This window comes from Geodermatophilus poikilotrophus, assembly GCF_900111455.1.
GTDB classification, from domain to species: domain Bacteria; phylum Actinomycetota; class Actinomycetes; order Mycobacteriales; family Geodermatophilaceae; genus Geodermatophilus; species Geodermatophilus poikilotrophus.
Genome location: NZ_FOIE01000005.1, coordinates 143499 through 167664, shown reverse-complemented (window position 1 = coordinate 167664; position 24166 = coordinate 143499). Strand labels below are relative to the sequence as shown.

Here is a 24166-nt window from a genome sequence, read left to right as displayed (position 1 = left end):
GGGCGGAAGAGCTCGACCCGGCCTCCCCGGTCGGTGGGGAGGCCGTCCGCACGCACGAAACGTGGGAGCACACGTGGCACAGGGCACCGTGAAGTGGTTCAACGCCGAGAAGGGCTTCGGCTTCATCGCCGTCGACGGCGGCCAGGACGTCTTCGTCCACTACTCGGCCATCCAGATGGACGGCTACAAGAGCCTCGACGAGGGCCAGCGGGTCACCTTCGAGGTCGTCCAGGGCGAGAAGGGTCCCCAGGCCGACGCCGTGCGCAGCGCCTGACCCCAGTCCGCCGGAGGCCCGGTCCCCCTCGTGGGGGCCGGGCCTCCGGCGTGTCCGGCGGGTCACGTCCCGTCGCGCCCCGTGACGGGGTGGCTCGGCACGCCGTCGGCCGGTCCGCGGGAGCCGGTGCCGACGAGCTCGCGGACCGGCGGGACGTGCTCCTCGCCCGGGCGGGCGGGAGGCTCCCCCTGGTGTGCCCGTCGGGTACCGGCCGGAGGAGGAGGGGTCGTGTCGCGGATCGCGATCGTCACCGGGGGTGCGTCCGGGATCGGCCGGGCGCTGGGGACGGCGCTGGTGCGCCGCGGTGACGTGGTCGTCCTCGCCGACGTCGACGGGGACGCGGCGGCCGAGGTCGCCGAGCGACTGCACGCGGCGGGACCCGGTGCGGCCACGGCGGTCACCGTCGACGTGCGGGAGGCCGACGCCGTCGCCGCACTGGTCGACGGGACCGCGGAGCGGCACGGTCGGCTGGACCTGCTGTTCAACAACGCCGGGCTCGGCATCGGCGGGCCGGCGGAGGAGCTGACCCTGGCGCACTGGGCCCGGACCCTCGACGTCAACCTGCGGGGCGTGGTGCACGGGGTGCAGGCCGCGTACCCCCTGATGCTCCGTCAGGGGCACGGCCACATCGTCAACACCGCGTCGCTGGCCGGCCTGCTCCCGATGCCCGGTTCGGCTCCCTACGCGACGACGAAGTGGGCGGTGGTCGGCCTGTCCCTGAGCCTCCGCGCGGAGGGCGCTGCGCGGGGGGTCCGGGTGAGCGTGGTCTGTCCCGGTGGTGTCGACACCCCGATCCTCGACAAGGGGGTGCCCGCGGACCTGCCGCGAGTGCCCAGCGTCGAGGCGATCGACGCTCGCGAGGTGGTCACCCGGTTCAGCGGTGGACGGCTGTACGGCGCCGACGCCCTGGCCGCCGACGTCCTGCGCGGTGTCGACCGCAACCGGCCGGTCATCGTGGCGCCGCGCCAGGCTCGCGTCATGTGGCGGCTCATGCGCCTGTCGCCGTCGCTGGTGCTGCGGGTCCTGGCCGCCGTGGCGGCCCGTCGTCCCGAGGGCGCCACGGCCGGCGGGGGGCCGGTGCCCGTGCCGACCGCGGAGTTCTCCGGCGGGACCCCCCCTCGCTGAGACCCCCGGAGGTACCCGGGGTCGTCCCGGGACCGGAACACCGGCCGCCGTCCCCCCGTCCTTGCACTCGGCAGGGGCGAGTGCCAGACTCGGGCTGGCACTCGACAGTGCCGAGTGCCAATCAGGTCGGAACGGTGAGGCACTGGTGCGCGGGCCGACGGAGCGCCCGCGCCACCGGTGTCGTCCGTCGCGGGCGCCGGTCCCGGCCGTGCAGCGATCCATGCATGGAGGACATCACCACATGGCCAAGATGATCGCCTTCGAGGAAGAGGCTCGCCGCGGCCTCGAGCGGGGTATGAACACCCTCGCCGACGCCGTCAAGGTGACCCTCGGTCCCAAGGGCCGCAACGTCGTCCTCGAGAAGAAGTGGGGCGCCCCCACCATCACCAACGATGGTGTGAGCATCGCCAAGGAGATCGAGCTCGAGGACCCGTGGGAGAAGATCGGCGCCGAGCTCGTCAAGGAGGTCGCGAAGAAGACCGACGACGTCGCGGGTGACGGCACCACCACCGCCACCGTGCTCGCCCAGGCGCTCGTCCGCGAGGGTCTGCGCAACGTCGCCGCCGGCGCCAACCCGATGGCCCTGAAGAAGGGCATCGAGAAGGCCGTCGAGTCGGTCACCGAGTACCTCCTCTCGACCGCCAAGGACGTCGAGACCAAGGAGCAGATCGCCGCCACCGCGTCGATCTCCGCCGCTGACCCGGCCATCGGCGAGCTCATCGCCGAGGCGATGGACAAGGTCGGCAAGGAAGGCGTCATCACCGTCGAGGAGAGCAACACCTTCGGCCTCGAGCTCGAGCTCACCGAGGGCATGCGCTTCGACAAGGGCTACATCTCGCCCTACTTCGTCACCGACGCCGAGCGCATGGAGGCCGTCCTCGACGACCCGTACGTGCTCGTCGTCAACAGCAAGATCAGCTCGGTCAAGGACCTGCTCCCGCTGCTGGAGAAGGTCATGCAGTCGGGCAAGCCGCTGGCCATCATCGCCGAGGACGTCGAGGGCGAGGCCCTGGCGACCCTGGTCGTGAACAAGATCCGCGGGACCTTCAAGTCCCTCGCGGTCAAGGCCCCCGGCTTCGGTGACCGCCGCAAGGCCATGCTGACCGACATCGCCATCCTCACCGGTGGCCAGGTCATCAGCGAGGAGGTCGGCCTCAAGCTCGACACCGCCGACGTCTCCCTGCTGGGCCGCGCCCGCAAGGTCGTCGTCACCAAGGACGAGACGACGATCGTCGAGGGCGCCGGTGACAGCGACCAGATCGCCGGCCGGGTGAACCAGATCCGCGCCGAGATCGAGAAGTCGGACTCCGACTACGACCGCGAGAAGCTGCAGGAGCGCCTGGCCAAGCTGGCCGGTGGCGTCGCCGTCATCAAGGCCGGCGCCGCGACCGAGGTCGAGCTCAAGGAGCGCAAGCACCGCATCGAGGACGCGGTGCGCAACGCCAAGGCCGCCGTCGAGGAGGGCATCGTCGCCGGTGGTGGCGTCGCCCTGGCGCAGGCCACCACCGTCGCGTTCGAGAAGCTCGAGCTCGAGGGTGACGAGGCGACCGGTGCCAACATCGTGCGCGTCGCGCTCGAGGCGCCGCTGAAGCAGATCGCGATCAACGCCGGCCTCGAGGGTGGCGTCGTCGCGGAGAAGGTCCGCAACTCCGCGACCGGTCAGGGCCTCAACGCCGCGACCGGCGAGTACGTGGACCTCGTCGCCAGCGGGATCATCGACCCCGCCAAGGTGACCCGCTCGGCGCTGCAGAACGCCGCCTCCATCGCGGCGCTCTTCCTCACCACCGAGGCCGTCATCGCCGACAAGCCGGAGAAGGCAGCCCCGGCCATGCCGGGCGGCGACGGCGGCATGGGCGGCATGGACTTCTAGGAGGACCCCCTCGCCCCCCGGAACACGCTTCGCGCGTCCCGGGGCCCTGCGAGGGAGCCGTTCCAGGCTCCTCGCCGCACCACCAGCACTGCCCGGCAGGGGCGGTCCGCTACCCAGCGGACCGCCCCTGTCGGCGTTCGCGGGGTGCGTCGCCTGGCGAGATCGCCGATCTCGCCGGTGGAGAGTGGGTGGCCCTCCGTCAGTCCCGGCGTCCGTCGCCCAGCAGCCAGCCGCACGGCTCGGCCAGCGCCTCGGCCTCGGGCGGGCCCCAGGAGCCGGGTGCGTAGCGGTGCACCTGCGGCGGCCGCTGCTGCAGCGGGGCGAACGCCCGCCACGCGTGCGCCAGGCCGTCGCTGCTGGTGAACAGCGACCGGTCGCCGACGAGCACGTCGTGCAGCAGGGACACGTAGGGCGGCAGCGGCGTCCCCCCGGGGACGTCGGCCAGCTCGAGCGTGGCCGTCGCCGTGGCGAGGGAGAGGTCGGGGCCGGGCTCCTTGGCGACGACCTGCAGGTCCACCGCGCCGGACCCCGACAGCGACAGGGACAGCACGTTGCCGTGGCCGGGGACGTCGGTGACCGGCCCGTCGGGACGGCGCAGCAGCAGGCTCACCCGCTGCTCGCTGGCGGCCAGCCGCTTGCCGGTCCGCAGCACGAACGGGACGCCGCGCCAGCGGTCGGTGTCGACCCACAGCCGGGCGGCGACGTAGGTGTCGGTCCGCGAGTCGTCGGCCACGCCCTCGGTGTCGGTGTAGCCGTCGAACTGGCCGAGCACCACCTCGTCGGGGTCGAGGGGACGGAAGGCGGCGAGCACCCCCTCGCGGGCGGCCTGCAGGTCGGCGGGGGAGAAGCCGGCCGGCGGCTCCATCGCCACCTCGGCGGCCACCTGGAACAGGTGGGTGACCAGCATGTCGAGGGCAGCGCCGGTCGCGTCGTAGAACTCCGCGCGGTCGGCGACGTCCAGGTCCTCCGGGACGTCGATCTGCACCTGCGCCACGTGGTCGCGGTGCCACACGTGCTCGAACAGCGCGTTGGCGAAGCGGAGCACGTGCAGGTCCTGGGTGCCCTCCTTGCCCAGGAAGTGGTCGATGCGGAAGACCTGGTCCTCGTCGAGCACCGACAGCACGAGGTCGTCGAGCTCGCGGAAGCTCTCCGGCGAGGTGCCGTAGGGCTTCTCGTAGACTACCCGGGCGCCCTCGGTCAGCCCGTGCTGCGGCAGCGCGCGGGTCAGCTTCTCGAAGGCCGACGGGGGTACGGCGAGGTAGTGGACCAGCTGCGGGTCCCCGCCGAGCTCCTCGCGCGCCTCCCCGAGGACGTCGAGCAGGCTGCCGGGGTCGGCCTCCTCGAAGCCGCCGCCGGCGAAGCGCAGCCGGCCGGCGAACTCCTCCCAGGGGCCCTGGTCGGGGTGCGGCCCGAACTCGGTGAGCGCGTCGCGGACCCGCCCGGCGAAGTCCTCGTGGGAGACGTCGCCGCGGCCGTTGCCGACCAGCCGCCAGTCCTCCGGCAGCAGCCCCCGCTGGGCGAGCTCGAAGAAGGCCGGCAGCACCATCCGGCGGGCCAGGTCGCCCGTGGCGCCGAACAGGACGAAGACGGTCGGGGGGAGGTCGGTCACGCGCGTCCTGTGCCCGCGCGGCCGCGGCCTCACGCGTGCAGGCCGAGGGCCCGCCCCCGCGGTGTGCGGGAACGGGCCCTCGGTCCGTCCGGTCGCCGTCGGGGCCGGGGACGCGCCCCGGCCCCGACGCCGGTCAGCGCGTCCGCGTCATCAGGGTGACCGTGCTGGCGCCCGAGTCCGAGGTGACGTTGATGCGGTTGCTGGTCGGCAGGGTCGGACCGTTCCGGAGGTCGACCGCCCAGGTGCCGTCGGCCGCGACCGGCACGTTGAGCTGGATGGTCGTCCCCGACCCCGCGACGTCACCGAGCCGGACGTGCACCCGGTTCACCGTCGCGTCCTGCGCGGTGCCCGAGATCCGGTACTCCCGCTTGTCGGCCCGGTACTGCGCCCGGGTGACCGTGACGACGTCGGTCGGCGTGACCGTGTTGTCGACGGTCGCGGGCACCGTGCCCCTGGTGGTCGCGGTGCCGCTCCTGGCGACCACGGTGAGCGTGTACTCCACCGTGTTCCTGAGCCCGCTCACCGTGCCGGTGGTGCCGGTCGCCGCGACGGTGACGGGGGCCTGCCCGTCCGCCGGGGTGGCGACCAGGTCGTAGCCGGACACCGGGCTGGCCGCGTTGCCGGCCGCCGCCGCCGTCCACTCGGCGGTGATGCTCTCGTGACCGGGGACGACCCGGGTCAGGGTGAACGCCGCGGGGGCCACCGCCGTCAGGGTCGACACCGTGGCCGTGGCGGCCGGGCCCTCGCCGTTGGCGTTGGCGGCGGTCACCGAGACGGTGTAGGTCGCGCCCGAGGTCAGGCCGTTGAGCGTGGCCGTGGTCGCCGGAGCAGCGACCGTCACCGGAGCGGGGACCGCGGCGGCCGTGTCGGCCGAGGTCGCGGTCACCGTGTAGCCGGTCGCACCGGCGGCGGCCGTCCAGGTCACGTCGGCGCTGTCCAGCGACGCGCTGGTGGCGGTCAGTCCGGCCGGGGCCCCGGGAGCCGTGGTCGGGTCCGTGCCGGGGTCGGTCCCGCCGTCCGGCGGCGGAGTGACGCCGGTGCCGGAGCCGACGACCACCGTGCCGAGCGACTGCACCGCCGACCACCGGCCGTTGTAGGCCTCGATCGTGATCTCGTAGGTGGCACCGGCCTCGAGACCGTCGAGGGAGACGCTGGTGCCGCCGGTGCGCTCGGCGGTCTCCTGCTCGGCGTGGGCGCCACCGATCGCGGCCACCCGGTAGCCGGTGACCTCGGGGGCGTCGGCGGGCTGGGCCGGCGTCTGCCAGGCGACGTCCACCGAGGTCGAGCCCGTGGCCGAGGACAGCTCAGCCGTCGTCGGCGCCGTCGGCACCTGGCCGTCCGGGCTCGGCGGGCAGCCGCCCATCCCCGGGCCGGGGATCTCCTCGAACTCGTTCTGGGTCAGGCCGAGCGCCGGCTCCTCGCCCGCCATCCACGCCGCGAAGACGTGGTCGCCCTCGAGCACGCGGTCGTAGTCGGCCTCGGTGAAGAGCGTGTAGGTGCCCACGATGGTGCCGGTCGCGGGGTCGGCCGTGGCGGTGGCGTCCCACAGGCCGGGCTCGCCGTTGGGGTGCTCGTCGTCCGGGACCAGGCTGATGCCCATGGCCCGGTTGTCGGACAGGCCCGGGTCCTCGCCGGGCGGGGTCTTGTCGTCGTCGTTCTCCGGGTTGACCGTCTCGATGGCGAACCGAGCCGGGTCGAACCACGGGTCCGCGGGGTCGTAGGTGCCCGTGATCGTGACCGTGCCGGTCCCGCGCACCCGGTTCTCCGGGTCGGTCGGGAGGTTGCCGGTCGCGGTGAAGCCGCTGCCGGCGACCTCGGTGACCGTGGGGGAGGCGGTGATCGCGGAGTCCGTGAAGGCCTCCCCGCTGAACGAGACCCGGACCTCGTCACCCGGCTTGATGGTGGGGGTCACCCCGATCCAGCACTCGCCGCCGGGGTGGTTGAACTCCAGGAAGCCGGTGCCGTCCAGCGTCCCCACGCCGATGCCGATCGTCTGGCCTCCGCGGAGCACCTCGACGGTGGCCTCCTGGCCGGCCTGGGCGGCGTAGCCCTCCAGGGCCACCATGCTCCGCTTGTTGAAGATCTCGATGTTGCCGGGCCCCGCCGGTGGGGTGCCGGCCTGGGCCATGGTCGCGAAGGTCACGAGGCTCCCGGTGGCCGTCAGGGCCGCCAGACCGCCGGCGATCAGTCGCTTGGGGGATCGGGACGCTCGCGACGCGGGGGCACCGACAGCTCCGTGCCCACCCCCGCGACCGCCGTGCTGGGTCGGTCGTGTCCTCGTCATCGCCTACTCCGCAGTCGCGCCGCGCCCACACCCGTCGTGGGCCGGTCTCGTGGGGATCACGGTCGTCGCGCACCGGCGCGCCCGGCAGCCGAGCGGAGGGGGAGCGGATCCCCCCAATCCGGGGGCGCGGCGGGTCCGCGTCGTCGGCGGCCCGAGGGGGTAGGCGGCTGCCGTGGCAGTGGTCATCGGGACGTCGGGCTGGCAGTACCGCGACTGGCGCGGCCGCTTCTACCCGCAGCGGCTGCCCCAGCGGCTGTGGCTGGAGCACCACGCGGCGCACTTCGCCACGGTCGAGAGCAACAACGCCTTCTACCGGCTGCCGGAGCGGACGACGTTCGAGGCCTGGCGGGCCCGCACCCCGCCGGACTTCCGCTGGGCGGTCAAGGCCAGCCGGTTCCTCACCCACGTCAAGCGGCTGCGCGACCCCGAGGAGCCGGTCGCCCGGCTGGCGGAGCGGGTGGCCGGCCTCGGCGACCGGCTCGACGCCGTCCTGCTGCAGCTGCCGCCCACGCTCCAGGCCGACGCCGGCCTGCTCCGCGACTGCCTGGCGCAGTTCCCGGCCGGCACCCGCGTCGCCGTCGAGCCGCGGCACGACTCGTGGTGGACCGACGAGGTCCGGGCACTGCTCGAGCGCTACGACGCGGCACTGTGCTGGGCCGACCGCGCCGAGCGGCCGGTCGCGCCGCTGTGGCGCACCGCCGGCTGGGGCTACCTGCGGCTGCACACCGGTGCCGAGGGCTGGGCGTACCGCCCGGAGACCCTGCAGGTGTGGGCCGAGCGGCTGTCGGAGACCCACGGGGACTCCGACGTCCTCGTCTACTTCAACAACGACCCCGGCGGAGCGGCCGTCACCGACGCGGTGGTCTTCGCCGAGGCGGTCCGCCGCACCGGCCGGACGCCGACCCGCGTGCCGACCCCCGACCAGGCCGCCGGCCGGGCCTGGGCGTCTCCGGAGCTGCCGCAGGCCGGGGGGCTGCCCGCGGGAGCGGACCCCGGCCCGCCGGAGGGGTGAGGCGTCGGTCGTCGGAGCCGCGGCCTGCGGCGGACCACCCGTCCGGGTGGCGTCACGCCAGCACGTGCGGGTCCTCCCGGAACGCCACGCCGAGCTGGTCGGCGGCTCGGCCGAGCACGGACTGGACGGCGAGCGTGTCGGCCAGCGGCATCACGGCGCTCTCGGTCCGTCCGGCCCGCAGGCACTCGGTCACCTCGGCCAGCTCGTGGCTGTAGCCGGTGCCCGACGGCGGCAGCGTGATCTCCTCCGGATCGGCGCCGGCGCGGTGCAGCACGATGGTGCGCGGGTGGTGGAAGCGGGGCAGGACGTCGATCCAGCCGGCGGTGCCGAACACCCGCGCCTGCCCGGGCGTCGGGTACCGCAGCGAGGTCGTCAGCGTGGCCGAGCGGCCGTCGGCGTACCCCAGCAGCAGCGCGGCCTCGGCGTCGACGCCGGTGGGGAACAGCGAGCCGGTCGCGGTGACCGTGTCCGGGTCGCCGAGCACCATCTGCGCGAACGACACCACGTAGACGCCGACGTCGAGCAGCGCGCCGCCGCCGAGCTCGTGGGCGAACAGCCGGTCGGCGGGGTCGTAGTCGCGGGCGACGCCCAGGTCGGCCTGCACCGAGCGGACCTCGCCGATCGCGCCGTCGGCCACCAGCTCCCGCAACCGGACGACGGCCGGCTGGAAGCGCGTCCACATCGCCTCCATGACGAAGACGCCGCGGTCCCGGGCCCGCTCGACGACCTCACGCGCGCCCTCGGTCGTGGCCGTGAAGGACTTCTCGACCAGCAGCGCCTTGCCCGCGTCGATCGCGGCGAGGGCGACCGCGTGGTGCTGCGGGTGCGGCGTGGCCACGTACAGCACGTCGACGTCCGGGTCGGCCAGGATCTCGGCGTAGGAGCCGTGGGACCGCTCGAGCCCGTGCCGCTGGGCGAACGCCGCCGCGCGGTCGGCCGAGCGGGAGGCGACCGCGACCGGCCGGGCTCCGGGTACCTGCGAGAAGTCGGCCACCACGTTCTCCGCGATGCGGCCCGGCCCGACGACGCCCCAGCGGATCTCCTCGCTCACCGGCAGGACGTTAGTGCCGCGGGCAGACTGTCGCCGTGGCGGTGCTGATCGACCCCCCGGTGTGGCCCTGGCGAGGACGGCGCTGGTCGCACCTGGTCAGCGACGTCTCCTACGACGAGCTGCACGCCTTCGTCGCCACGGAGCTCGGCATCCCACGGCGGGCGTTCCAGGGCGACCACTACGACGTCCCCGACGAGCTCTACGAGGTCGCGGTGGCCGCCGGAGCCGAGCCGGTCGGCGGGCGGGAGCTGCTGGCCCGGCTGGTGGGAGCGGGTCTGCGGCTCAAGAAGAGGCGCGGCGCCGTAGCAGGCTGAGCTCGGCGGCGAGGTTGGCCCGCGCCCGCGGCGTCCACTCGGCGGCGACGGCCGGCAGCCGGTACAGCGCTGGCAGCGCCAGCAGCTGCTCGAGGACGGCGGTGCGCCCCGCGGTGAACTCGGCGTCGGACAGGTGCCCGTACTCCTCGCGCACCGCCGAGGCGTAGCCGGCGTAGGCCTCCGGCGGGCCGGCGAGCACCGCCAGGTCGGCGTCGCACAGCACCGCACCGTTCGGGTCGTCCGGCGCCGGGTCGTGCCCAGCGGTGAGCAGCACCAGCCGGGCCACCTCCTCCACCCGCTCCGGCGGCACCAGCCCCCGCAGGCCGGCGCGCGCCCGCTCGGCGCTGACCACCTCGTTGTCGGTGCGGCGGGGGTCGTAGACGACGTCGTGGTACCAGGCGGCCAGCCGCACCGCGTCGGGGTCGGTCGCGGCGCCGGCCAGCTCACCCACCAGTCCGAGGACGGCGGCCAGGTGCCCGAGGTCGTGGTAGCGGCGGTGCGGCTCGCCCCACGCGGCGACGACGGCGGCCCACTCGGTGCGGGAGGTGGGGGAGTCCCCGGCCAGCTCCGCCCACGCCTCGAAGCCCACGAGCGTCATGCCACCCCGCACGTGCGCAGGGTCAGCAGCGCGAACGCCCGTGCCGCGGTGACCAGCTCGTCGACCGGCACCCGCTCCAGCGGTCCGTGCGCCAGGTGCAGGTCGCCGGGGCCGTAGTGCAGGGTCGGCACCCCGGCTGCGGCGTAGAGCCGAAGGTCGCTGCCTGCGGGGATGGCCCGCTCGGGCGGCACCCCGGCGCCGGTGTCGGCCACCGCGCGCTGGACGGCGGGCAGCAGCGGGTGCCCGCCGGGCAGCGAGCCGCTGGCGAAGGCGCCGCCGGTCCAGGTCAGGCGCACCGGGTGCTCGGCCAGCCACGGGTCGGCGGCGCAGACGTCGGCCAGCCGGGCCTCGAAGGCGGCCCGCGCCGTGGCGACGTCCTCACCCAGGCGGACGCCGTAGCGGCCGTCGGCGACCAGCCGGTCGGGCACCGAGCTGGCCCAGTCCCCGGCCTGCACCCGCCCGATGTTGATGCCGTACGGGTGGGGGGCGCCGCCGAAGCGCGGGTCGGCATCCTGCTGCCGCTCCGCCTCGAACGCGCGCAGCCCGACGTGCACCCGCTCGAACAGCACGACCGCGCTGACCCCGCGGTCGCGGTGGGCGGCGTGCGCGGCGTGCCCGGTCACCTCCAGCCGGAAGGTCAGGGCGCCGGCGTTGGCGGTGACGACCGCGCCGGCGGTCGGCTCGGGGATGACGCACACCTCGCCCCGGTGCCCGCGCCGCAGCGTCGCCCAGGCGCCGAGCCCGCCGTCCTCCTCGCCGACCACGGCGTGCACCGCGACCGGCCGGGCCAGCCGCACCCCCGCCGTCCGGACGGCGGAGAGCGCGGCGAGGGCGGCGGCGACACCGGCCTTCATGTCGCAGGCCCCGCGGCCGTGGACGGCGCCGCCCGCGACCCGCGGGTCGAACGGGTCGGCCGGCCACCGGGCGCGGTCCCCGGGCGGGACGACGTCGGTGTGGCCGGAGAGGACGAGCGCCGGCAGGCCGTCCTCCGCGGCCGGGGCGGTGCCGACCACGCCCCACGCCTCGGTCCGCTCGACCTCCTGACCGGGGGCGTCGGGCGCCGTGGCCGCGGCGGCGAGGTCGATCGGCCAGCGGTCGACGGCGCAGCCCAGCTCCTCCAGCCAGTCACCGACCAGGTGCTGCACCTCGCACTCCGCGGCCGTGCCGCCGACCGAGGGGACGGCCACCAGGTCGCGCAGCCGGGAGACCGCCCAGGCCGCGTCGACGGCGGACAGCACGCGCGCCTCGACGGCGGTCAGGTCTGCCACGGGCGGAGTCTGGCACGGGTCCGGGAGGGGCCGAAGTCACCCGCCCCGGCCCGTGTGACGGCGCTCCGGCGGGGGTAGCGTCGAGAGCGTCCGGGCCGGGTGCATCGTGCCCCCGGGTGCCATTTGGTTACGCCTTCACGGACCACCGCCCCGACTCCGGTCGGGGGCCTGGAGCCGCGTTGTGCATCTCGCCGCGAGGCGGCCGTCGCCCGGTCCGGACCCTCGTGCAGCTTCGGCGTGCCGTCGTGCCGCGCCCCCCTTACGGTCGATGCCGTCCAGCAAACCGGACGATCGGTGGGGTTCCCATGGCAGGCGCAGTGCAGCAGGGTCCCGGCACGACGACCGAGGAGCGGCACCGGCTACCGGTCAAGACGCTCGTCTCGGCCAGCATCGGCAACGCGGTCGAGTGGTTCGACTGGACGGTCTACGCGACCTTCGTCGTCTTCTTCGCCGGCCAGTTCTTCCCGGCCGAGAACGAGGCGCTCGCCCTGATCGGGGCGACGTCGACGTACGCGCTGGCCTTCTTCTTCCGGCCGCTGGGCGGCATCCTGCTCGGCCGCTTCGCCGACCTCCGCGGCCGCAAGGCCGGGATGCTGCTGACCATCCTGCTGATGGCCGGCGGCTCGATGGTCATCGCGATCCTGCCCACCTACGAGCAGGTGGGCTGGCTGGCGCCGGTCCTGCTGCTGCTGGCGCGCATCGCGCAGGGCATGTCCCTCGGCGGGGAGGTCTCCAACGCCTCGGCCTACCTGGGTGAGATCGCCCCGCCGGCCCACCGCGGCCGGTACTCGTCGTTCTTCTACATCTCCACCGGATCGGCGCTGCTGGCCGCCTCGCTGCTCGGTGTGGTGCTGACCAGCGTCCTGAGCCAGGACCAGCTGGAGTCCTGGGGCTGGCGGATCGCCTTCTTCATCGGCGGCGTGCTCGGCCTGGTCGGCATGTGGCTGCGCCGGTCGCTGGTCGAGACCGAGCAGTTCGAGGAGAACGCGGAGAAGGCCCGTGCGACGAAGCACCCGCTGCTGCAGACGATCAAGCACCACCCGAAGGCCGTGGTGCAGCTGTGCGCGTTCACGCTGCTGTCGACGCTGTCGTACTACACGTTCTTCAGCGCGCTGACGCCGTTCGCGATCACCTTCCGCGGCGCCGACAAGACCGACGTCTTCATCGCGCTGTCGATCGGCACCGCGCTGTTCGTCGCGCTGTGCTACCCCTTCGGGAAGCTCTCGGACCACATCGGCCGCAAGCCGCAGCTGCTGATCTGGTCGGGCGCGATGGCCGTGCTGATCGTGCCGCTGTCCTTCCTGGTCCGCGACAACCTGTTCTCGCTCATCGTCGTCTTCTGCACCGGCCTCGGGCTCTACGCGCTCATGGCGTCGATCGCCCCGGCGATCATGAGCGAGCTGTTCCCCACGGAGCTGCGCGCCATCGGCATCGGCTCCTGGTACAACCTGACCGTCGCCACGTTCGGCGGCACGGCCCCGCTGGTGATCACCTGGCTGTCCGGGGCCGGGCACCCGCTGTGGTTCTTCTGGTACGTGGCGGTGGGAGCCGCGATCGCGTTCGCCGTCATCCTCACCCTGCGGGAGACCAAGGGCACCGAGCTGCGCTGAGGACCGGCTGAGGGGCCTCAGCCGGTATCGGGGGCCGCAGGTCTGCCCGACCGCCCGATGCCGGGGGCTCCCCCTCAGCACGACCGTCGTCGTCATCGACACCGACGACAGGAGACGGTCGTGACCTACCCCAACCCCGGACTCGAGGCCGAGCTCGCCTACCGCCGCGAGGTGCTGCAGCAGCTGGGCCGCGGCACCCGCACCCGCCGGCACGGCTGGACTCCCCGCCGGACCCGGCGGGCGAGCTGAAGGAGGACCTCCTCCTCCCCACTGCAAGTGGTGGGGGGCAGCGAAAGGACCCCCTGCCCCCCACCGCTCGCAGACTCGCGGCGGTGCCCTGCAGGGGGCCGTGCCACGATCGGCACCGTGCCGCAGTGGGACGACCGACCGCTGGTGGGCCGGGAGGCCGAGCTCGCCCGGCTGCTCGCCGTGGTCGACCGCGCCCGGGAGGGGCACCCCTCCGCGGTGCTCCTCGCCGGTGACGCCGGTGTCGGCAAGACCCGGTTGCTGGACGAGCTGGCCGGCCGCGCGGCCGAGCGCGGCCTGCGCGTCCTGACCGGGCACTGCGTCGACCTCGGCGACGTCGGCCTGCCCTACCTGCCCTTCGTCGACCTGCTCCGCGGGGTGGCCGCCGGGTCGGGGCAGCCCGGGCTGCCGGCGCTGCTGTCCGGGCGGGGCGCCCCGGCCGTCCCCGAGCTGCCGGCGGGGGACGCCGCCGACCTCGGCCGGCCGCTGGCCCGCCGTCCCGTCGCCGACGGCGGGCGGCTGCAGCTGTTCGAGTCGGTGGCGGCGCTGCTGGGCGAGCTGGCGGCGGAGACCCCGCTGCTCGTGGTCCTCGAGGACGTGCACTGGGCCGACCGCTCCAGCCGTGACCTGCTGCGCTACCTGCTCGCCCGGCTGTCCGAGGAGCCGGTCGCCCTCGTCGCCTCCTACCGCTCCGACGACCTGCACCGCCGCCACCCGCTGCGCCCGCTGCTGGCCGAGCTGGTGCGGCTGCCCCTGGTCGAGCGGCTGGAGCTGGCGCCCCTCCCGGACGCCGCCGTGGGTGAGCTGGTGCGCAGCCTGGCCGCCGACGTGCCCGACCGAACCGTCGAGGACGTCGTCGCCCGGGCCGAGGGCAACGCCTTCTACGCCGAGGAGCTGCTCGCGGCGGGCCTCGCCGGGGAGACGCTGCCGATGGGGCTGACCGACGTGCTGCTGGCGCGGGTCGAGCAGCTCGGCGAGGCGGCCCAGCAGGTGCTGCGGGTGGCCGCCGTCGCGGGCCGGCGGGTGCGGCACGACCTGGTCGCCGCGGTCAGCGGCCTGCCACCGGCCGAGCTGGACGCCGCGCTGGCCGAGGCGGTCCACCACCACCTGCTCGTGGTCTCCGACGACGGCCGCTACCGGTTCCGGCACGCCCTGCTGCGCGAGGCGGTCCTGGCCGACCTGCTGCCCGGCGAGCGGGTGCGGCTGCACGCCACGACCGCCCGGTACCTCGCCGGGAACCCCGGCGCCGGGACCGCCGCGGAGCTGGCGCACCACGCCCGCGCCAGCAACGACCTCGCCGGCGCGTTCTCCGCGTCGCTGGAGGCGGCGGCCGAGGCGTGCCGGGCCGGTGCGCCCGCCGAGCAGCTCCAGCACCTGGAGGCGGCGCTGGCGCTGTGGGCGGCGGTGCCCGACGCGGCCGCCCGCGCGGGACGGGACCAGCCGGCGCTGCTGCTCGACAGCGCGGCCGCCGCCCGCACCGCGGGGGAGCCGCAGCGGGCCGTGGCGCTGATCCGCTCGGCGCTCACCCTGCTCGGCCCGGACGGCGACCCGATCGAGCGCGCGCGGGTGCACTACCGGCTGGCCCAGGCGCTGGGCCGGATCGAGGACCAGGCCGCGGCCTACCGGGAGAGCAGCCGGGCGATGGCGCTGGCGCCGGCCGACCCGCCGTCCGCCGTGCGCACCTGGGCCGCGGCCACCCACGCGCGCACCAGCTGGTCGCTGGGCCGCCGGGCGGAGGCCGACGCGGCGGCCGACGAGGCGCTGGCCGCCGCCGACGCGCTCGGCCTGGACAGCGCCTGGGCCGACACCGCGGTCTCGCTGGCCCGGATGCGGGGCGGGAGCGACCTGGCCGGGCGGCTCGAGGAGGCCCTCGTGCGGGCCCGGCGGTCAGGCGACACCGACGTCGAGCTGCGGGTGCTGTTCAACCTCGCCGTCGTCCCCTACGAGGCCGGGGACGTCGCCGCGACGCTCCGCTGGGTCGAGGAGGCGCTCACCCGGGCGGCCGAGCTCGGGGTCGAGTGGTCCTTCTACGGCGCCGAGCTGCGCCACCTGGGCGTGTCCGCCCGCTACGTCGCGGGGGACTGGGACGGCAGCCTGGAGCTGGCCGACCGGCTGGCGCGCGTGCCCGAGATGGCCGCGCACGTGCGCGCCGCCGGACTGCTGGTGCAGGTCGGCCGCGGGGACCCGTCGGCCGCCGAGCGGGTGGTCTGGGCGCGCGGGCTGACCGACCGGCTGGACGCGCACGTCCTGCTGCTGCTGGCGGCGGCCGGGGCGGAGATCGACCTCGCTGCCTGGGCGGGGGACGCCGGGACGGCCGTGGAGCGCGCCCGGGCAGCCGTGCGGCAGGTGCGGACGTACTGGGACGTCGACCGGCTGGCCGTCCTCCGGCTGGTCGCGACCGCGCTGGCCCCGGTCGGCGACGCCGCCGCGGCTGCCCGCCTGCAGGCCGACGACGCGGGCGTGCGGCGCTGGGTCGACGCAGGGGAGGAGCTCGTGGCCCAGGCCCGCGCGGCGGTGGTGGACCACCTGCGCGGCGTCGGGCCGTTCGGCGTGGAGGCGGTCGCCTGGCAGGCCCGGGTCGAGGCCGAGGCAGCACGGCTGGCCGGCCGCGCGGCACCGGAGCTGTGGCGAGCCGCGGTCGACGCCTTCGGCTACGGGCACGTCTACGAGCAGGCCCGGTCGCGCTGGCGGCTGGCCGAGGCGCTGCTGGCGGTCGGCGACCGGGCGGCTGCGGAGGACCACCTGCGGGCGGCCGCGGAGGTCGCCACCCGGCTCGGTGCGACGCCGCTGCGGTCGGCGGTCACCGCCCTGGCCCGGCGGGGGCGACTGGACCTGCCCGGGGTGGGCCGGGTGCCCGGGGCAGCCGCGGTGTTCACGCCCCGGGAGGCCGAGGTGCTGCGGCTGCTGGCCCAGGGCCGCACCAACCGGCAGATCGGCGCGGAGCTCTACATGAGCGAGAAGACGGCGAGCGTCCACGTCAGCCGGATCCTGGCCAAGCTGGGCGCGGGCGGGCGCACCGAGGCGGTGGCCCTCGCGGCCGCCCGCGGGCTGCTCACCCCGGCTCCGGGTTGACCCCGGGCGCGGTCGTGCTCGCCCCCGCGGCCGTGGCCCGGTAGCCACCGCACCGCCGGCGCTCCTCGTGGATCGCCGGTCGTGCAGCGTCGGCAACGCACGAAGAACACCGGCAGTGCGATCTCAGAGCATCGTGCGGAGGCGCTCGCGACGGGCGCGCAGGACGTCGACCGACGCCGACGCCGACGGCGGGCCGGGCACGGCCTTGCGCAGCTCGGTGTGCACCACGCCGTGTGGCCTGGAGGTCTTGGCCGCGACCCGGGCGACGAGCCGGTTGACCTCCCGCCGGAGCTCGGCGGCGTCGCGCCAGGAGCGGCCGGCGTCGTCCTCGTCGGGGTGGTCCTCGACGACCGGCAGCTCGCCGGTGTCGTCGTCGGAGTGGGCGCGCTGGGCGATCCGGATCCGCAGTTCGTCGTCCCGCTTGGCCAGCAGCGACGCCGTCTGCTCGGCGGTCAGCAGGCCCGGGATGCCGAGGAAGTCCTCCTCCTCGGCGGCGAGCGGCTCGGCGGCCGGCCGGCCCTCGCCGGTGTGCGCGGTGCCGCTGGCCAGCACGTGCGCGAACCGGGCGTCGGCCTCCAGCGCCTCGAACTGCTTCATGGTGACCGGCTCGCGCTCCTTGGGAGGCAGCGGCTCCAGGTCCAGCTCGTCGCCCTGCACCGTCTTCGGCGGCGGCATGACGTGGTTGCGCTGCTCCTCCATCGAGGCGGCGAGGCCCAGCAGCGGCCGGACGGCGGGGAGGAACACCGTCGCCGACTCGTGCGACGCCCGGGCGCGGACCACTCGGCCGACGGCCTGGGCGAAGAACAGCGGCGTCCGGTAGGAGGTCATCCAGGCCAGGACGGCGGCCCGCGGGACGTCGACGCCCTCGGAGATCATCCGCACGCAGACCGCGATCCGGGCCGAGCCGGTGGCGAAGCGCTCGATCTTCTTCGACGCCTTGGGGTCGTCGGAGAGGATCAGCTCGGGCGCCTTGCCCGTGACCCGGCGGACGATCTTGGCGTAGGCGCGGGCGTCGTCCTGGTCGCTGGCGAGGATCAGCCCGGCGGCGTCGGGCATGCCGCCCTCCTCGCGCAGGTGGGTGATCCGGTCGTCCATGGCCGCGATGACGTGCGGCACCCACTGGCCCTTGGGGTCCAGCGCGGTGCGCCAGGCCTGCATCTCCACCGAGCGGGTGCCGGCCTCGGACAGCGAGGCGGCGACCACCTCGCCGGCGGAGTTCCGCCAGCGCGACGTCCCGGTGTAGGCGGCGAAGACGACCGGGCGGACGACGTTGTCGGCCAGCGCCTCCTTGTAGCCGTAGGTGTAGTCGGCGCGGCTGACCAGCCCCATGCCGCCCTCGCCGTCGTCACCCTCGAAGCCGTCCTCCTCGTACCGCACGAAGGGGATGCGCTCGTCGGGCTTGGTGCGGAACGGCGTCCCGGTGAGGCACAGCCGGCGCGCAGCGAAGCCGTAGGCCTCCTCGACCGCCTCGCCCCAGGAGAGGCCGTCACCGGCGTGGTGCACCTCGTCGAGGACGACCAGCGTCTTGACCGCGGTGGAGCGGGCCGCGTGCAGCATCGGCTTGCCGGCGACCTGCGCGTAGGTGGTCACGTAGCCCTGGGTGCCGGCGCGCACCGGGCCGACGGCGTTGGTCAGCCCCGGGTCGAGCACGATGCCCATCCGGTCGGCGGCGTCGGCCCACTGCAGGCGCAGGTGGTCGGTCGGGCAGACGACGACCACGCGGGCGACCTCGCGCCGCTGCAGCAGCCGTGACGCGAGGGTCAGGGCGAAGGTCGTCTTGCCGGCGCCCGGGGTCGCGGTGACCAGGAAGTCCTTCGGGGACTCCTGCTCGTACTTCTCCAGGGCGGCCTGCTGCCAGGCCCGGAGCGGTCGGCTGGTCCTCTGCGGGGCGACCGCCTCCGCGCGTGCTGCACTCGCCATGTCGAGGGTCATCCTGCCTTCGCGGCGAGCAACACGCCCAACCGGCCACCTCCCGCGCGTCCCGCGCGCGACGACGTATGGCGTCCGCCGACGGGGCCCTGAGCTGCGCAGATGCCCGTGGGCGCCGCGCGGTGTGGCGATCGTCTCGCGCGCCGGACGGGCCGTTCCGTCCCGCGGACCCCAGTGGCCCCTCGGGTCAGGACGGCGCGACGACCGGCAGCCCCGCGTCGGCGGCCGCCTGCGCCAGTCGCTCGTCGTAGACCACGAAGGCGTCCAGAGCCGACCCGAGGCTCAGGGCTGTCGCCAGGTGGAGGGCGTCCAGGCTGCGCAGGGACGGCTGCCCGCGGCGCCGCGCACGGTGGCGCCCACCAGGGGAGGCGGTCAGCGGGTGCCGCGCGACCCGGTCGCGCAGCCCGCGGGCGGGGTGGGGACGGGCCGGCGGGCGTCGGTGGTGGACATCGGGGGACCTCCGGGTGCAGGGGGCTCACCGGACGGGGACGGACCGCGTGCCGGTCTCCTGCTGCTCGGTGGTGCCGCGACCTCGGACGAGCGGCGCGGTGACGGCCGCGAGGAGGACGAGGGCCAGCACGGCGAGCAGCACCGGCTGACCCCCGGACAGCAGGTCGTCGACGACCGAGCCCTCGCCGTTGCCGGCGTTCCACGCGGCGTGCAGGACCGCGACGGCGAGCACGCTGCCGGCGGTCCCGCGCAGCACGATCCCGGCCAGGAGACGGAACGGCAGCGCGATCGCCAGCACGATCCCCAGCTCCGCCAGCACCGAGGACGCGGTGAACTCCTTGGCGAACGACATGGGGACGTGGATGGCGGCGAAGGCCACGCCGGTCAGGGCGGCCGCCGCCACCAGACCGTGCCGGCGCTCGAGGTGGACCTGCACGAAGCCGGCCCAGACCGTCTCCTCCCACAGGTTGACCAGGAACAGGGGCAGGAGGGCCGCCAGCGTGCCGCTCAGCAGGACCGAGGGCAGGTCCGCGGTCTGCAGGCTCCGGCCGGACAGGGCGCCCAGGACCACGGTCCCCACCGGCACGGCGAACAGCACGGCGACCCACCAGCCGGCACCGAACCGCCAGCGGAACGTGCGGCCGAACAGCCGCCGCACCCCCGCGCGACCCTCCGCGACGGAGACCACCCAGACGGCGGCGGGCAGCATCACCAGGACGGTGAGCGCCAGGGCGAAGAGCTCGACGGGGACCCGTCCGCCCGGCAGCAGACCGTGGTACATCAGCGCCGGCACGCCGAGGACCACCCAGCCCAGGGGGAGCGCGACGAGCAGGAAGGCGGTCACGGGACGGCGGGCCACCCAGCCGCGCCAGCCGCCGCCGTCGGGATCGCCGGTGCGGGGGGCCGCCGGTGCGGAGACGCGCCGGCCGCCGTCGAGAGCGGACATCTCAGGACCTGCTTCCGGTTCGGGGGAGGGGCGGCCCGTCCAGGGCGCGGGCCGGTGCGACGGAGGCGGTGGGCAGGGCGGCCAGGTCGCGGGCGAGGACGACGTCGGCCTCCCGTTCGGCCTGCACGAGGCACAGGCACCGGCAGTCGTCGGGGAGGAGCCAGGCGGCGCACCAGCGGATCGCCGTCCCGGCCGAGCCGAGCCGGGTCACCGCTCGGTGGAGGGCGTGGTGCATCTCCACCGCGTCGCCCACGGACGGCGGGCAGCTGCGGAACTGGACGAGGAAGAGCTCCTCCCGGTGCCGCCGCTCGCCCATGCGGCCACGCTGCCGCCGGCCGGCGGCGTCCGCGTCGGGAGATCCCCGGACGGCGGTACGGGTCCTCCCCCGGACCCGTACCCGGCCACTACGGTCCCCGGCCATGGGTGGGCGGGCCGCTGCCGCAGCGGGGTTCCGGCTGCCGGCCGAGCGCAGCCCGTTCGTCGGCCGGCGGGCCGAGCTGGCCCGGCTGCGCGGGCTGCTGGCGGAGTCCCGGCTGGTGACGCTGGTCGGGCCGGGCGGGGTGGGCAAGACCCGGCTGGCCCTGCGGGTGGCCGACGAGCTGCGCCGGTCCTTCCCCGACGGGGTCACGCTGGCCGACCTGACCGCGGTCCGCGATCCCGCGCTCGCCGCCGCGCAGGTCGCCGCCGCGTTCGACGTGCGGGACAGCACGGGCCGCTGGCTGCCGGCGTCGCTGGCCGACGTCCTCGGTGAGCGGCGGGTGCTGCTCGTGCTGGACAACTGCGAGCACCTGCGCGACGCCTGCGCCGTGCTGCTCGACGCACTGATCCCCGCCTGCCCCGGCCTGTCGGTCCTGGCCACCAGCCGGACGCCGCTGGACCTGCCGGGGGAGGCGCTGTGCGCGGTGCCGCCGCTGGCGGTCGGTGCGGGGTCGGAGGCGGTGGAGCTGCTGGTCCAGCGGGCCCGGGCGGCGGCCCCCGGCCTCGTGCTGACCCCGGAGGACGACGGCACCCTCGCCGAGCTGTGCCGGAGGCTGGACGGCATCCCCCTGGCGATCGAGCTGGCCGCCGTCCGGCTGCGCACGCTCACCCCGGCCGAGCTGTTGGACCGGCTGGACGACCGGTTCGGGCTGCTGCGCCGTCCCGGCTCCGCGGGGCCGGACCGCCACCGCACGCTGCGGGCGACGGTGGAGTGGAGCGCCGACCTGCTCGGGGAGCGCGAGCGGCTGCTGTGGGCGCGTGCGGCGGTCTTCGCCGGGGGCTTCGACCTGGCGGCCGCCACGGCGGTGTGCGCGGGCGACGGGCTGCCGGCCGACGACCTGCTCGACGCGATCGGGAACCTGGTCGACGCCTCCCTGGTGACCGTCGTCCGGGACGGCGCGGGGAGCCGCTTCGGGATGCTGGAGACCGTCCGGGCGTTCGGCCGCGAGCTGCTCGCCGCCTCCGGGCAGGCGGAGGTGGTCCGCCGGCGGCACCGGGAGTGGGTCACCCGGCTCGTGGCGGACGCGGCGGCGGAGTTCCTCGGGCCCGGGCAGGTCGCCGCCTTCGGCCGGCTCGCGGCGGTCCACGCCGAGCTCACCGGAGCGGTGGAGCACTGCCTGCGCACGCCCGGCGAGGAGGCGGCCGGCCTCGCCGTCGTCGCCGACGCGTGGCTGTACTGGGCGGCCCGCGGCCACCTCGGCGAGGGACGGCGCCGGCTGGACCTGCTGCTGCGCGCCGTCCCCGCACCCTGCGCCGAGCGGGCGCGGGGGCTCCTGGTCGCCGGCTACCTCGCGCTCGTGGCGACCGACCCGGAGACCGCCGTCCCGCTGCTGGAGGAGGCGGCGCGGGACGCGCAGGCCCTGGATGTGCCGGCGGTGGGCGCGCTGGCCACCCAGTACCTCGGCCAGGCGGCGCTGTTCCGGGGGGACCTGCCCGCCGCGGACCGGCTGCTGCGCGCGGCGGCGGCCCGGCACGCGGCGGTCGGGACGGCGGCCGACGCGTTCTGCTGGGCCGATGTCGGGGTGGTGGCCCTGCTCGCCGGCGACCTCGGGTCCGCCGACGCGGCATTCGACAGGAGCCTGGCGACCGCCGCCGACCCGTGGACCCGTTCCCACGCCCTGTGGGGCCAGGGCCTGGTGCGGCTGGCCGGTGGCGACCCCGCGGAGGCCACCCGGCTCGAGGAGCAGGCGCTGCGGCTCATGCGCGAGGTCGACGACCGCAGCGGCGTCGCGCTCTGCGTGACCGCGCTCGGGTGGACCGCGGCCGCCCGGGGGGACGCCGAGACCGCCGCCCGGCTGGCCGGCGCCGCAGAGGGGGTCTGGCGGTCGGTGCCGGCGCGGCAACCGGCCCCGCTGACCACGATGGACGGGCACTGGACGGGAGCAGCCCGGCGCGCGCTCGGCGCGCAGCGGTGGAGCGCCCGGCACGCCGAGGGCAGCGCCCTGGAGCGGGCCGCGGCGGTCGCGCTCGCGCTCGGCGAGGAGCCCGCGGCGGGGACCCCCGCACCACCCGGGGCCGGCCCGTTGACCCGCCGCCAGCGGGAGGTGGCCGACCTGGTGGCCCAGGGGCTGACCGACCGGGAGATCGCCGCCCGGCTGGTCATCTCACCGCGGACGGCGGAGTCGCACGTCGAGCAGATCCTCACCCGGCTGGGCTTCCGGTCCCGGGCGCAGATCGCCGCGTGGACGGCGACACAGCGACCCTCCGGGTCGCACCGCGACCACGCGGCGTCCCCGGTCTGAGCGGAGCCGTGCGCCCGAGTGCGGTCCCGGGCGCTCCCGGCCTCAGTCGGCGGGCTCGTCCACCCAGTCGGGGCCGTTGACCTCGCCCGGTCCGGCCAGGTCGGCGGCGTCGACGATCGTGTACGCGTAGCCCTGCTCGGCCAGGAAACGCTGCCGGTGGGCGGCGTACTCGGCGTCGAGGGTGTCGCGGCTGACCACGGTGTAGAAGTGGGCCTGCCGGCCGTCGGCCTTGGGGCGCAGCACCCGACCCAGCCGCTGGGCCTCCTCCTGCCGCGAGCCGAAGGTCCCCGACACCTGGACGGCGACGGCGGCCTCGGGCAGGTCGATGGAGAAGTTGGCGACCTTGGACACCACCAGGGTCTTGACCTCCCCGGCGCGGAAGGCGTCGAAGAGCTTCTCCCGCTCCCGGTTGGTCGTCGACCCCTGGATGACCGGGGCGTCGAGCGCGCGGCCGAGCTCGTCGAGCTGGTCGAGGTAGGCGCCGATCACCAGCTTCTGCTCGTCGGGGTGCCGGTCGAGCACCCGGCGGATCACCGGCAGCTTCGAGGTCGCGGTGGCCGCGATGCGGTACCGCTCCTCGGGCTCGGCGACCGCGTAGGTCATCCGCTCCTCGTCGTCGAGCGACACCCGGACCTCGATGCACTCGGCCGGCGCGATGTAGCCCTGGGACTCGATGTCCTTCCACGGGGCGTCGTAGCGCTTCGGGCCGATGAGGGAGAAGACGTCGTCCTCCCGGCCGTCCTCGCGCACCAGCGTGGCGGTCAGGCCCAGTCGCCGGCGGGACTGCAGGTCGGCGGTGAGCCGGAAGATCGGCGCGGGCAGCAGGTGCACCTCGTCGTAGACGATCAGGCCCCAGTCCTGCGCGTCGAAGAGGTCCAGGTGCCGGTACTCGCCCTTCCGGCGGGTGGTGATCACCTGGTAGGTCGCGATCGTGACCGGGCGGATCTCCTTGCGCTCGCCGGAGTACTCGCCGATCTCCTCCTCGGTCAGCGAGGTGCGGGCGAGCAGCTCGCGCTTCCACTGCCGCCCGGAGACGGTGTTGGTGACCAGGATCAGCGTGGTCGCCTTGGCCTCGGCCATCGCCGCGGCACCGACCAGCGTCTTGCCCGCCCCGCAGGGCAGGACGACGACGCCCGAGCCGCCGGCCCAGAAGCCGTCGACGGCCTCCTGCTGGTAGTCGCGCAGGTGCCAGCCGTCCTGGGCCAGCTCGATCGGGTGCGCCTGGCCGTCGACGTAGCCGGCCAGGTCCTCGGCGGGCCAGCCGATCTTGAGCAGGGCCTGCTTGAGCCGCCCGCGCTCCGACGGGTGGACGACCACGGTGTCCTCGTCGATCCGCGCGCCCAGCATCGGCGCCACCCGCTTGCTGCGGACGACCTCCTCGAGCACCGCGCGGTCGGAGGTGGTGAGCACCAGCCCGTGCACCGGGTTGTTGGCCAGCGTGAGCCGGCCGAACCGGTCCATCGTGTCGGCGATGTCGACCAGCAGCGCGTGCGGCACCGGGTAGCGGGAGTAGCGGACCAGTGCGTCGACGACCTGCTCGGCGTCGTGCCCGGCGGCCCGCGCGTTCCACAGCGCCAGCGGCGTCACCCGGTACGTGTGCACGTGCTCGGGGGAGCGCTCCAGCTCCGCGAACGGCGCGATCGCCGCGCGGCAGTCGCGGGCGGCCGGGTGGTCGACCTCGAGCAGCAGGGTCTTGTCCGACTGGACGATCAGGGGGCCGTCAGACACGCAGGACCTCTCGGGAGGGGAGGGGGAGGGGGCGCGGGGCAGCGCCGGTCATCCGAAGGT

General features: G+C 75.6%; 18 protein-coding genes. 9 read left to right on the top strand and 9 right to left on the bottom strand.

The window, feature by feature from the left end; genetic code table 11:
• Nucleotides 1-73: 73 nt before the first annotated feature.
• From BMW27_RS12760 to groL, 3 genes are all read left to right on the top strand, one after another.
• Nucleotides 74-274, top strand: a complete 201-nt coding sequence (locus BMW27_RS12760) for a cold-shock protein (protein ID WP_012946987.1) — start codon at nucleotides 74-76, stop codon at nucleotides 272-274.
• Between the two features lie 228 nt (nucleotides 275-502).
• The gene (locus tag BMW27_RS12755; protein ID WP_091444706.1) at nucleotides 503-1399 is read left to right on the top strand and encodes an SDR family NAD(P)-dependent oxidoreductase; all 897 of its coding nucleotides are present in this window, start codon (nucleotides 503-505) and stop codon (nucleotides 1397-1399) included.
• A 241-nt stretch (nucleotides 1400-1640) separates the two neighbouring features.
• Nucleotides 1641-3269, top strand: coding sequence for a chaperonin GroEL (gene groL, locus BMW27_RS12750; RefSeq protein WP_091444702.1), 1629 nt, complete (start codon nucleotides 1641-1643; stop codon nucleotides 3267-3269).
• A 199-nt stretch (nucleotides 3270-3468) separates the two neighbouring features.
• Here the strand turns inward: groL and BMW27_RS12745 are convergent, their stop codons facing one another.
• Together BMW27_RS12745 and BMW27_RS12740 are read right to left on the bottom strand one after the other, a co-directional pair.
• Nucleotides 3469-4878: a glucose-6-phosphate dehydrogenase gene (locus BMW27_RS12745; RefSeq protein ID WP_091444698.1), complete on the bottom strand. Its 1410-nt coding sequence runs from the start codon at nucleotides 4876-4878 to the stop codon at nucleotides 3469-3471.
• A gap of 133 nt (nucleotides 4879-5011) precedes the next feature.
• Nucleotides 5012-7021 carry a fibronectin type III domain-containing protein gene (locus tag BMW27_RS12740; RefSeq protein ID WP_139206893.1) on the bottom strand — a complete coding sequence of 670 codons (2010 nt, stop codon included), beginning with the start codon at nucleotides 7019-7021 and terminating at the stop codon, nucleotides 5012-5014.
• A 313-nt stretch (nucleotides 7022-7334) separates the two neighbouring features.
• Here BMW27_RS12740 and BMW27_RS12735 point away from each other — a divergent pair, with 313 nt between their 5' ends.
• Nucleotides 7335-8174, top strand: coding sequence for a DUF72 domain-containing protein (locus BMW27_RS12735; protein ID WP_091444691.1), 840 nt, complete (start codon nucleotides 7335-7337; stop codon nucleotides 8172-8174).
• A gap of 52 nt (nucleotides 8175-8226) precedes the next feature.
• Here BMW27_RS12735 and BMW27_RS12730 read toward each other — a convergent pair whose 3' ends face one another.
• The gene (locus BMW27_RS12730) at nucleotides 8227-9225 is read right to left on the bottom strand and encodes a Gfo/Idh/MocA family protein (RefSeq protein ID WP_091444688.1); all 999 of its coding nucleotides are present in this window, start codon (nucleotides 9223-9225) and stop codon (nucleotides 8227-8229) included.
• A 35-nt stretch (nucleotides 9226-9260) separates the two neighbouring features.
• On the opposite strand from BMW27_RS12730, the gene BMW27_RS12725 reads away from it, so the two are divergent.
• Nucleotides 9261-9539, top strand: coding sequence for a DUF4031 domain-containing protein (locus tag BMW27_RS12725; protein ID WP_091444685.1), 279 nt, complete (start codon nucleotides 9261-9263; stop codon nucleotides 9537-9539).
• Here the strand turns inward: BMW27_RS12725 and BMW27_RS12720 are convergent.
• Together BMW27_RS12720 and BMW27_RS12715 are read right to left on the bottom strand one after the other, a co-directional pair.
• Nucleotides 9508-10137: an HD domain-containing protein gene (locus tag BMW27_RS12720; protein ID WP_091445139.1), complete on the bottom strand. Its 630-nt coding sequence runs from the start codon at nucleotides 10135-10137 to the stop codon at nucleotides 9508-9510. The genes BMW27_RS12725 and BMW27_RS12720 overlap by 32 nt on opposite strands.
• Complete coding sequence (locus BMW27_RS12715) at nucleotides 10134-11405, bottom strand: ArgE/DapE family deacylase (RefSeq protein ID WP_091444682.1); 1272 nt, start codon at nucleotides 11403-11405, stop codon at nucleotides 10134-10136. The genes BMW27_RS12720 and BMW27_RS12715 overlap by 4 nt, the downstream gene beginning before the upstream one ends.
• A gap of 305 nt (nucleotides 11406-11710) precedes the next feature.
• On the opposite strand from BMW27_RS12715, the gene BMW27_RS12710 reads away from it, so the two are divergent.
• The 3 genes from BMW27_RS12710 (at nucleotide 11711) to BMW27_RS12705 (ending at nucleotide 16333) form a co-directional block, all read left to right on the top strand.
• The gene (locus BMW27_RS12710; RefSeq protein ID WP_091444679.1) at nucleotides 11711-13015 is read left to right on the top strand and encodes an MFS transporter; all 1305 of its coding nucleotides are present in this window, start codon (nucleotides 11711-11713) and stop codon (nucleotides 13013-13015) included.
• 120 nt (nucleotides 13016-13135) lie between these two features.
• Complete coding sequence (locus BMW27_RS24370) at nucleotides 13136-13264, top strand: hypothetical protein (protein ID WP_281244758.1); 129 nt, start codon at nucleotides 13136-13138, stop codon at nucleotides 13262-13264.
• A gap of 117 nt (nucleotides 13265-13381) precedes the next feature.
• On the top strand, nucleotides 13382-16333 hold the full coding sequence (locus BMW27_RS12705) for a helix-turn-helix transcriptional regulator (RefSeq protein ID WP_091444677.1): 2952 nt from the start codon (nucleotides 13382-13384) through the stop codon (nucleotides 16331-16333).
• A gap of 123 nt (nucleotides 16334-16456) precedes the next feature.
• Here BMW27_RS12705 and BMW27_RS12700 read toward each other — a convergent pair whose 3' ends face one another.
• From BMW27_RS12700 to BMW27_RS12690, 3 genes are all read right to left on the bottom strand, one after another.
• Complete coding sequence (locus BMW27_RS12700; protein ID WP_091445138.1) at nucleotides 16457-18253, bottom strand: DEAD/DEAH box helicase; 1797 nt, start codon at nucleotides 18251-18253, stop codon at nucleotides 16457-16459.
• Nucleotides 18254-18737: 484 nt separating this feature from the next.
• Entirely contained in the window at nucleotides 18738-19658 is a 921-nt protein-coding gene (locus BMW27_RS12695; protein ID WP_091444673.1) for a CPBP family intramembrane glutamic endopeptidase, read from the bottom strand.
• Nucleotide 19659: 1 nt separating this feature from the next.
• The gene (locus BMW27_RS12690; RefSeq protein WP_091444670.1) at nucleotides 19660-19974 is read right to left on the bottom strand and encodes a hypothetical protein; all 315 of its coding nucleotides are present in this window, start codon (nucleotides 19972-19974) and stop codon (nucleotides 19660-19662) included.
• A gap of 103 nt (nucleotides 19975-20077) precedes the next feature.
• Here BMW27_RS12690 and BMW27_RS24365 point away from each other — a divergent pair, with 103 nt between their 5' ends.
• On the top strand, nucleotides 20078-22378 hold the full coding sequence (locus tag BMW27_RS24365; RefSeq protein WP_091444667.1) for an ATP-binding protein: 2301 nt from the start codon (nucleotides 20078-20080) through the stop codon (nucleotides 22376-22378).
• A 42-nt stretch (nucleotides 22379-22420) separates the two neighbouring features.
• Here BMW27_RS24365 and BMW27_RS12680 read toward each other — a convergent pair whose 3' ends face one another.
• Nucleotides 22421-24106, bottom strand: a complete 1686-nt coding sequence (locus BMW27_RS12680; RefSeq protein WP_091444663.1) for a DNA repair helicase XPB — start codon at nucleotides 24104-24106, stop codon at nucleotides 22421-22423.
• Nucleotides 24107-24166: the final 60 nt, after the last annotated feature.

Excerpts from the sequence above, each read along its gene's own strand:
- groL (WP_091444702.1), top strand. The coding sequence starts at position 1,641 with ATGGCCAAGATGATCGCCTTCGAGGAAGAGGCTCGCCGCGGCCTCGAG.
- BMW27_RS12720 (WP_091445139.1), bottom strand. The coding sequence starts at position 10,137 with ATGACGCTCGTGGGCTTCGAGGCGTGGGCGGAGCTGGCCGGGGACTCC.
- BMW27_RS12710 (WP_091444679.1), top strand. The coding sequence starts at position 11,711 with ATGGCAGGCGCAGTGCAGCAGGGTCCCGGCACGACGACCGAGGAGCGG.
- BMW27_RS12700 (WP_091445138.1), bottom strand. The coding sequence starts at position 18,253 with ATGGCGAGTGCAGCACGCGCGGAGGCGGTCGCCCCGCAGAGGACCAGC.
- BMW27_RS12695 (WP_091444673.1), bottom strand. The coding sequence starts at position 19,658 with ATGTCCGCTCTCGACGGCGGCCGGCGCGTCTCCGCACCGGCGGCCCCC.
- BMW27_RS12690 (WP_091444670.1), bottom strand. The coding sequence starts at position 19,974 with ATGGGCGAGCGGCGGCACCGGGAGGAGCTCTTCCTCGTCCAGTTCCGC.
- BMW27_RS24365 (WP_091444667.1), top strand. The coding sequence starts at position 20,078 with ATGGGTGGGCGGGCCGCTGCCGCAGCGGGGTTCCGGCTGCCGGCCGAG.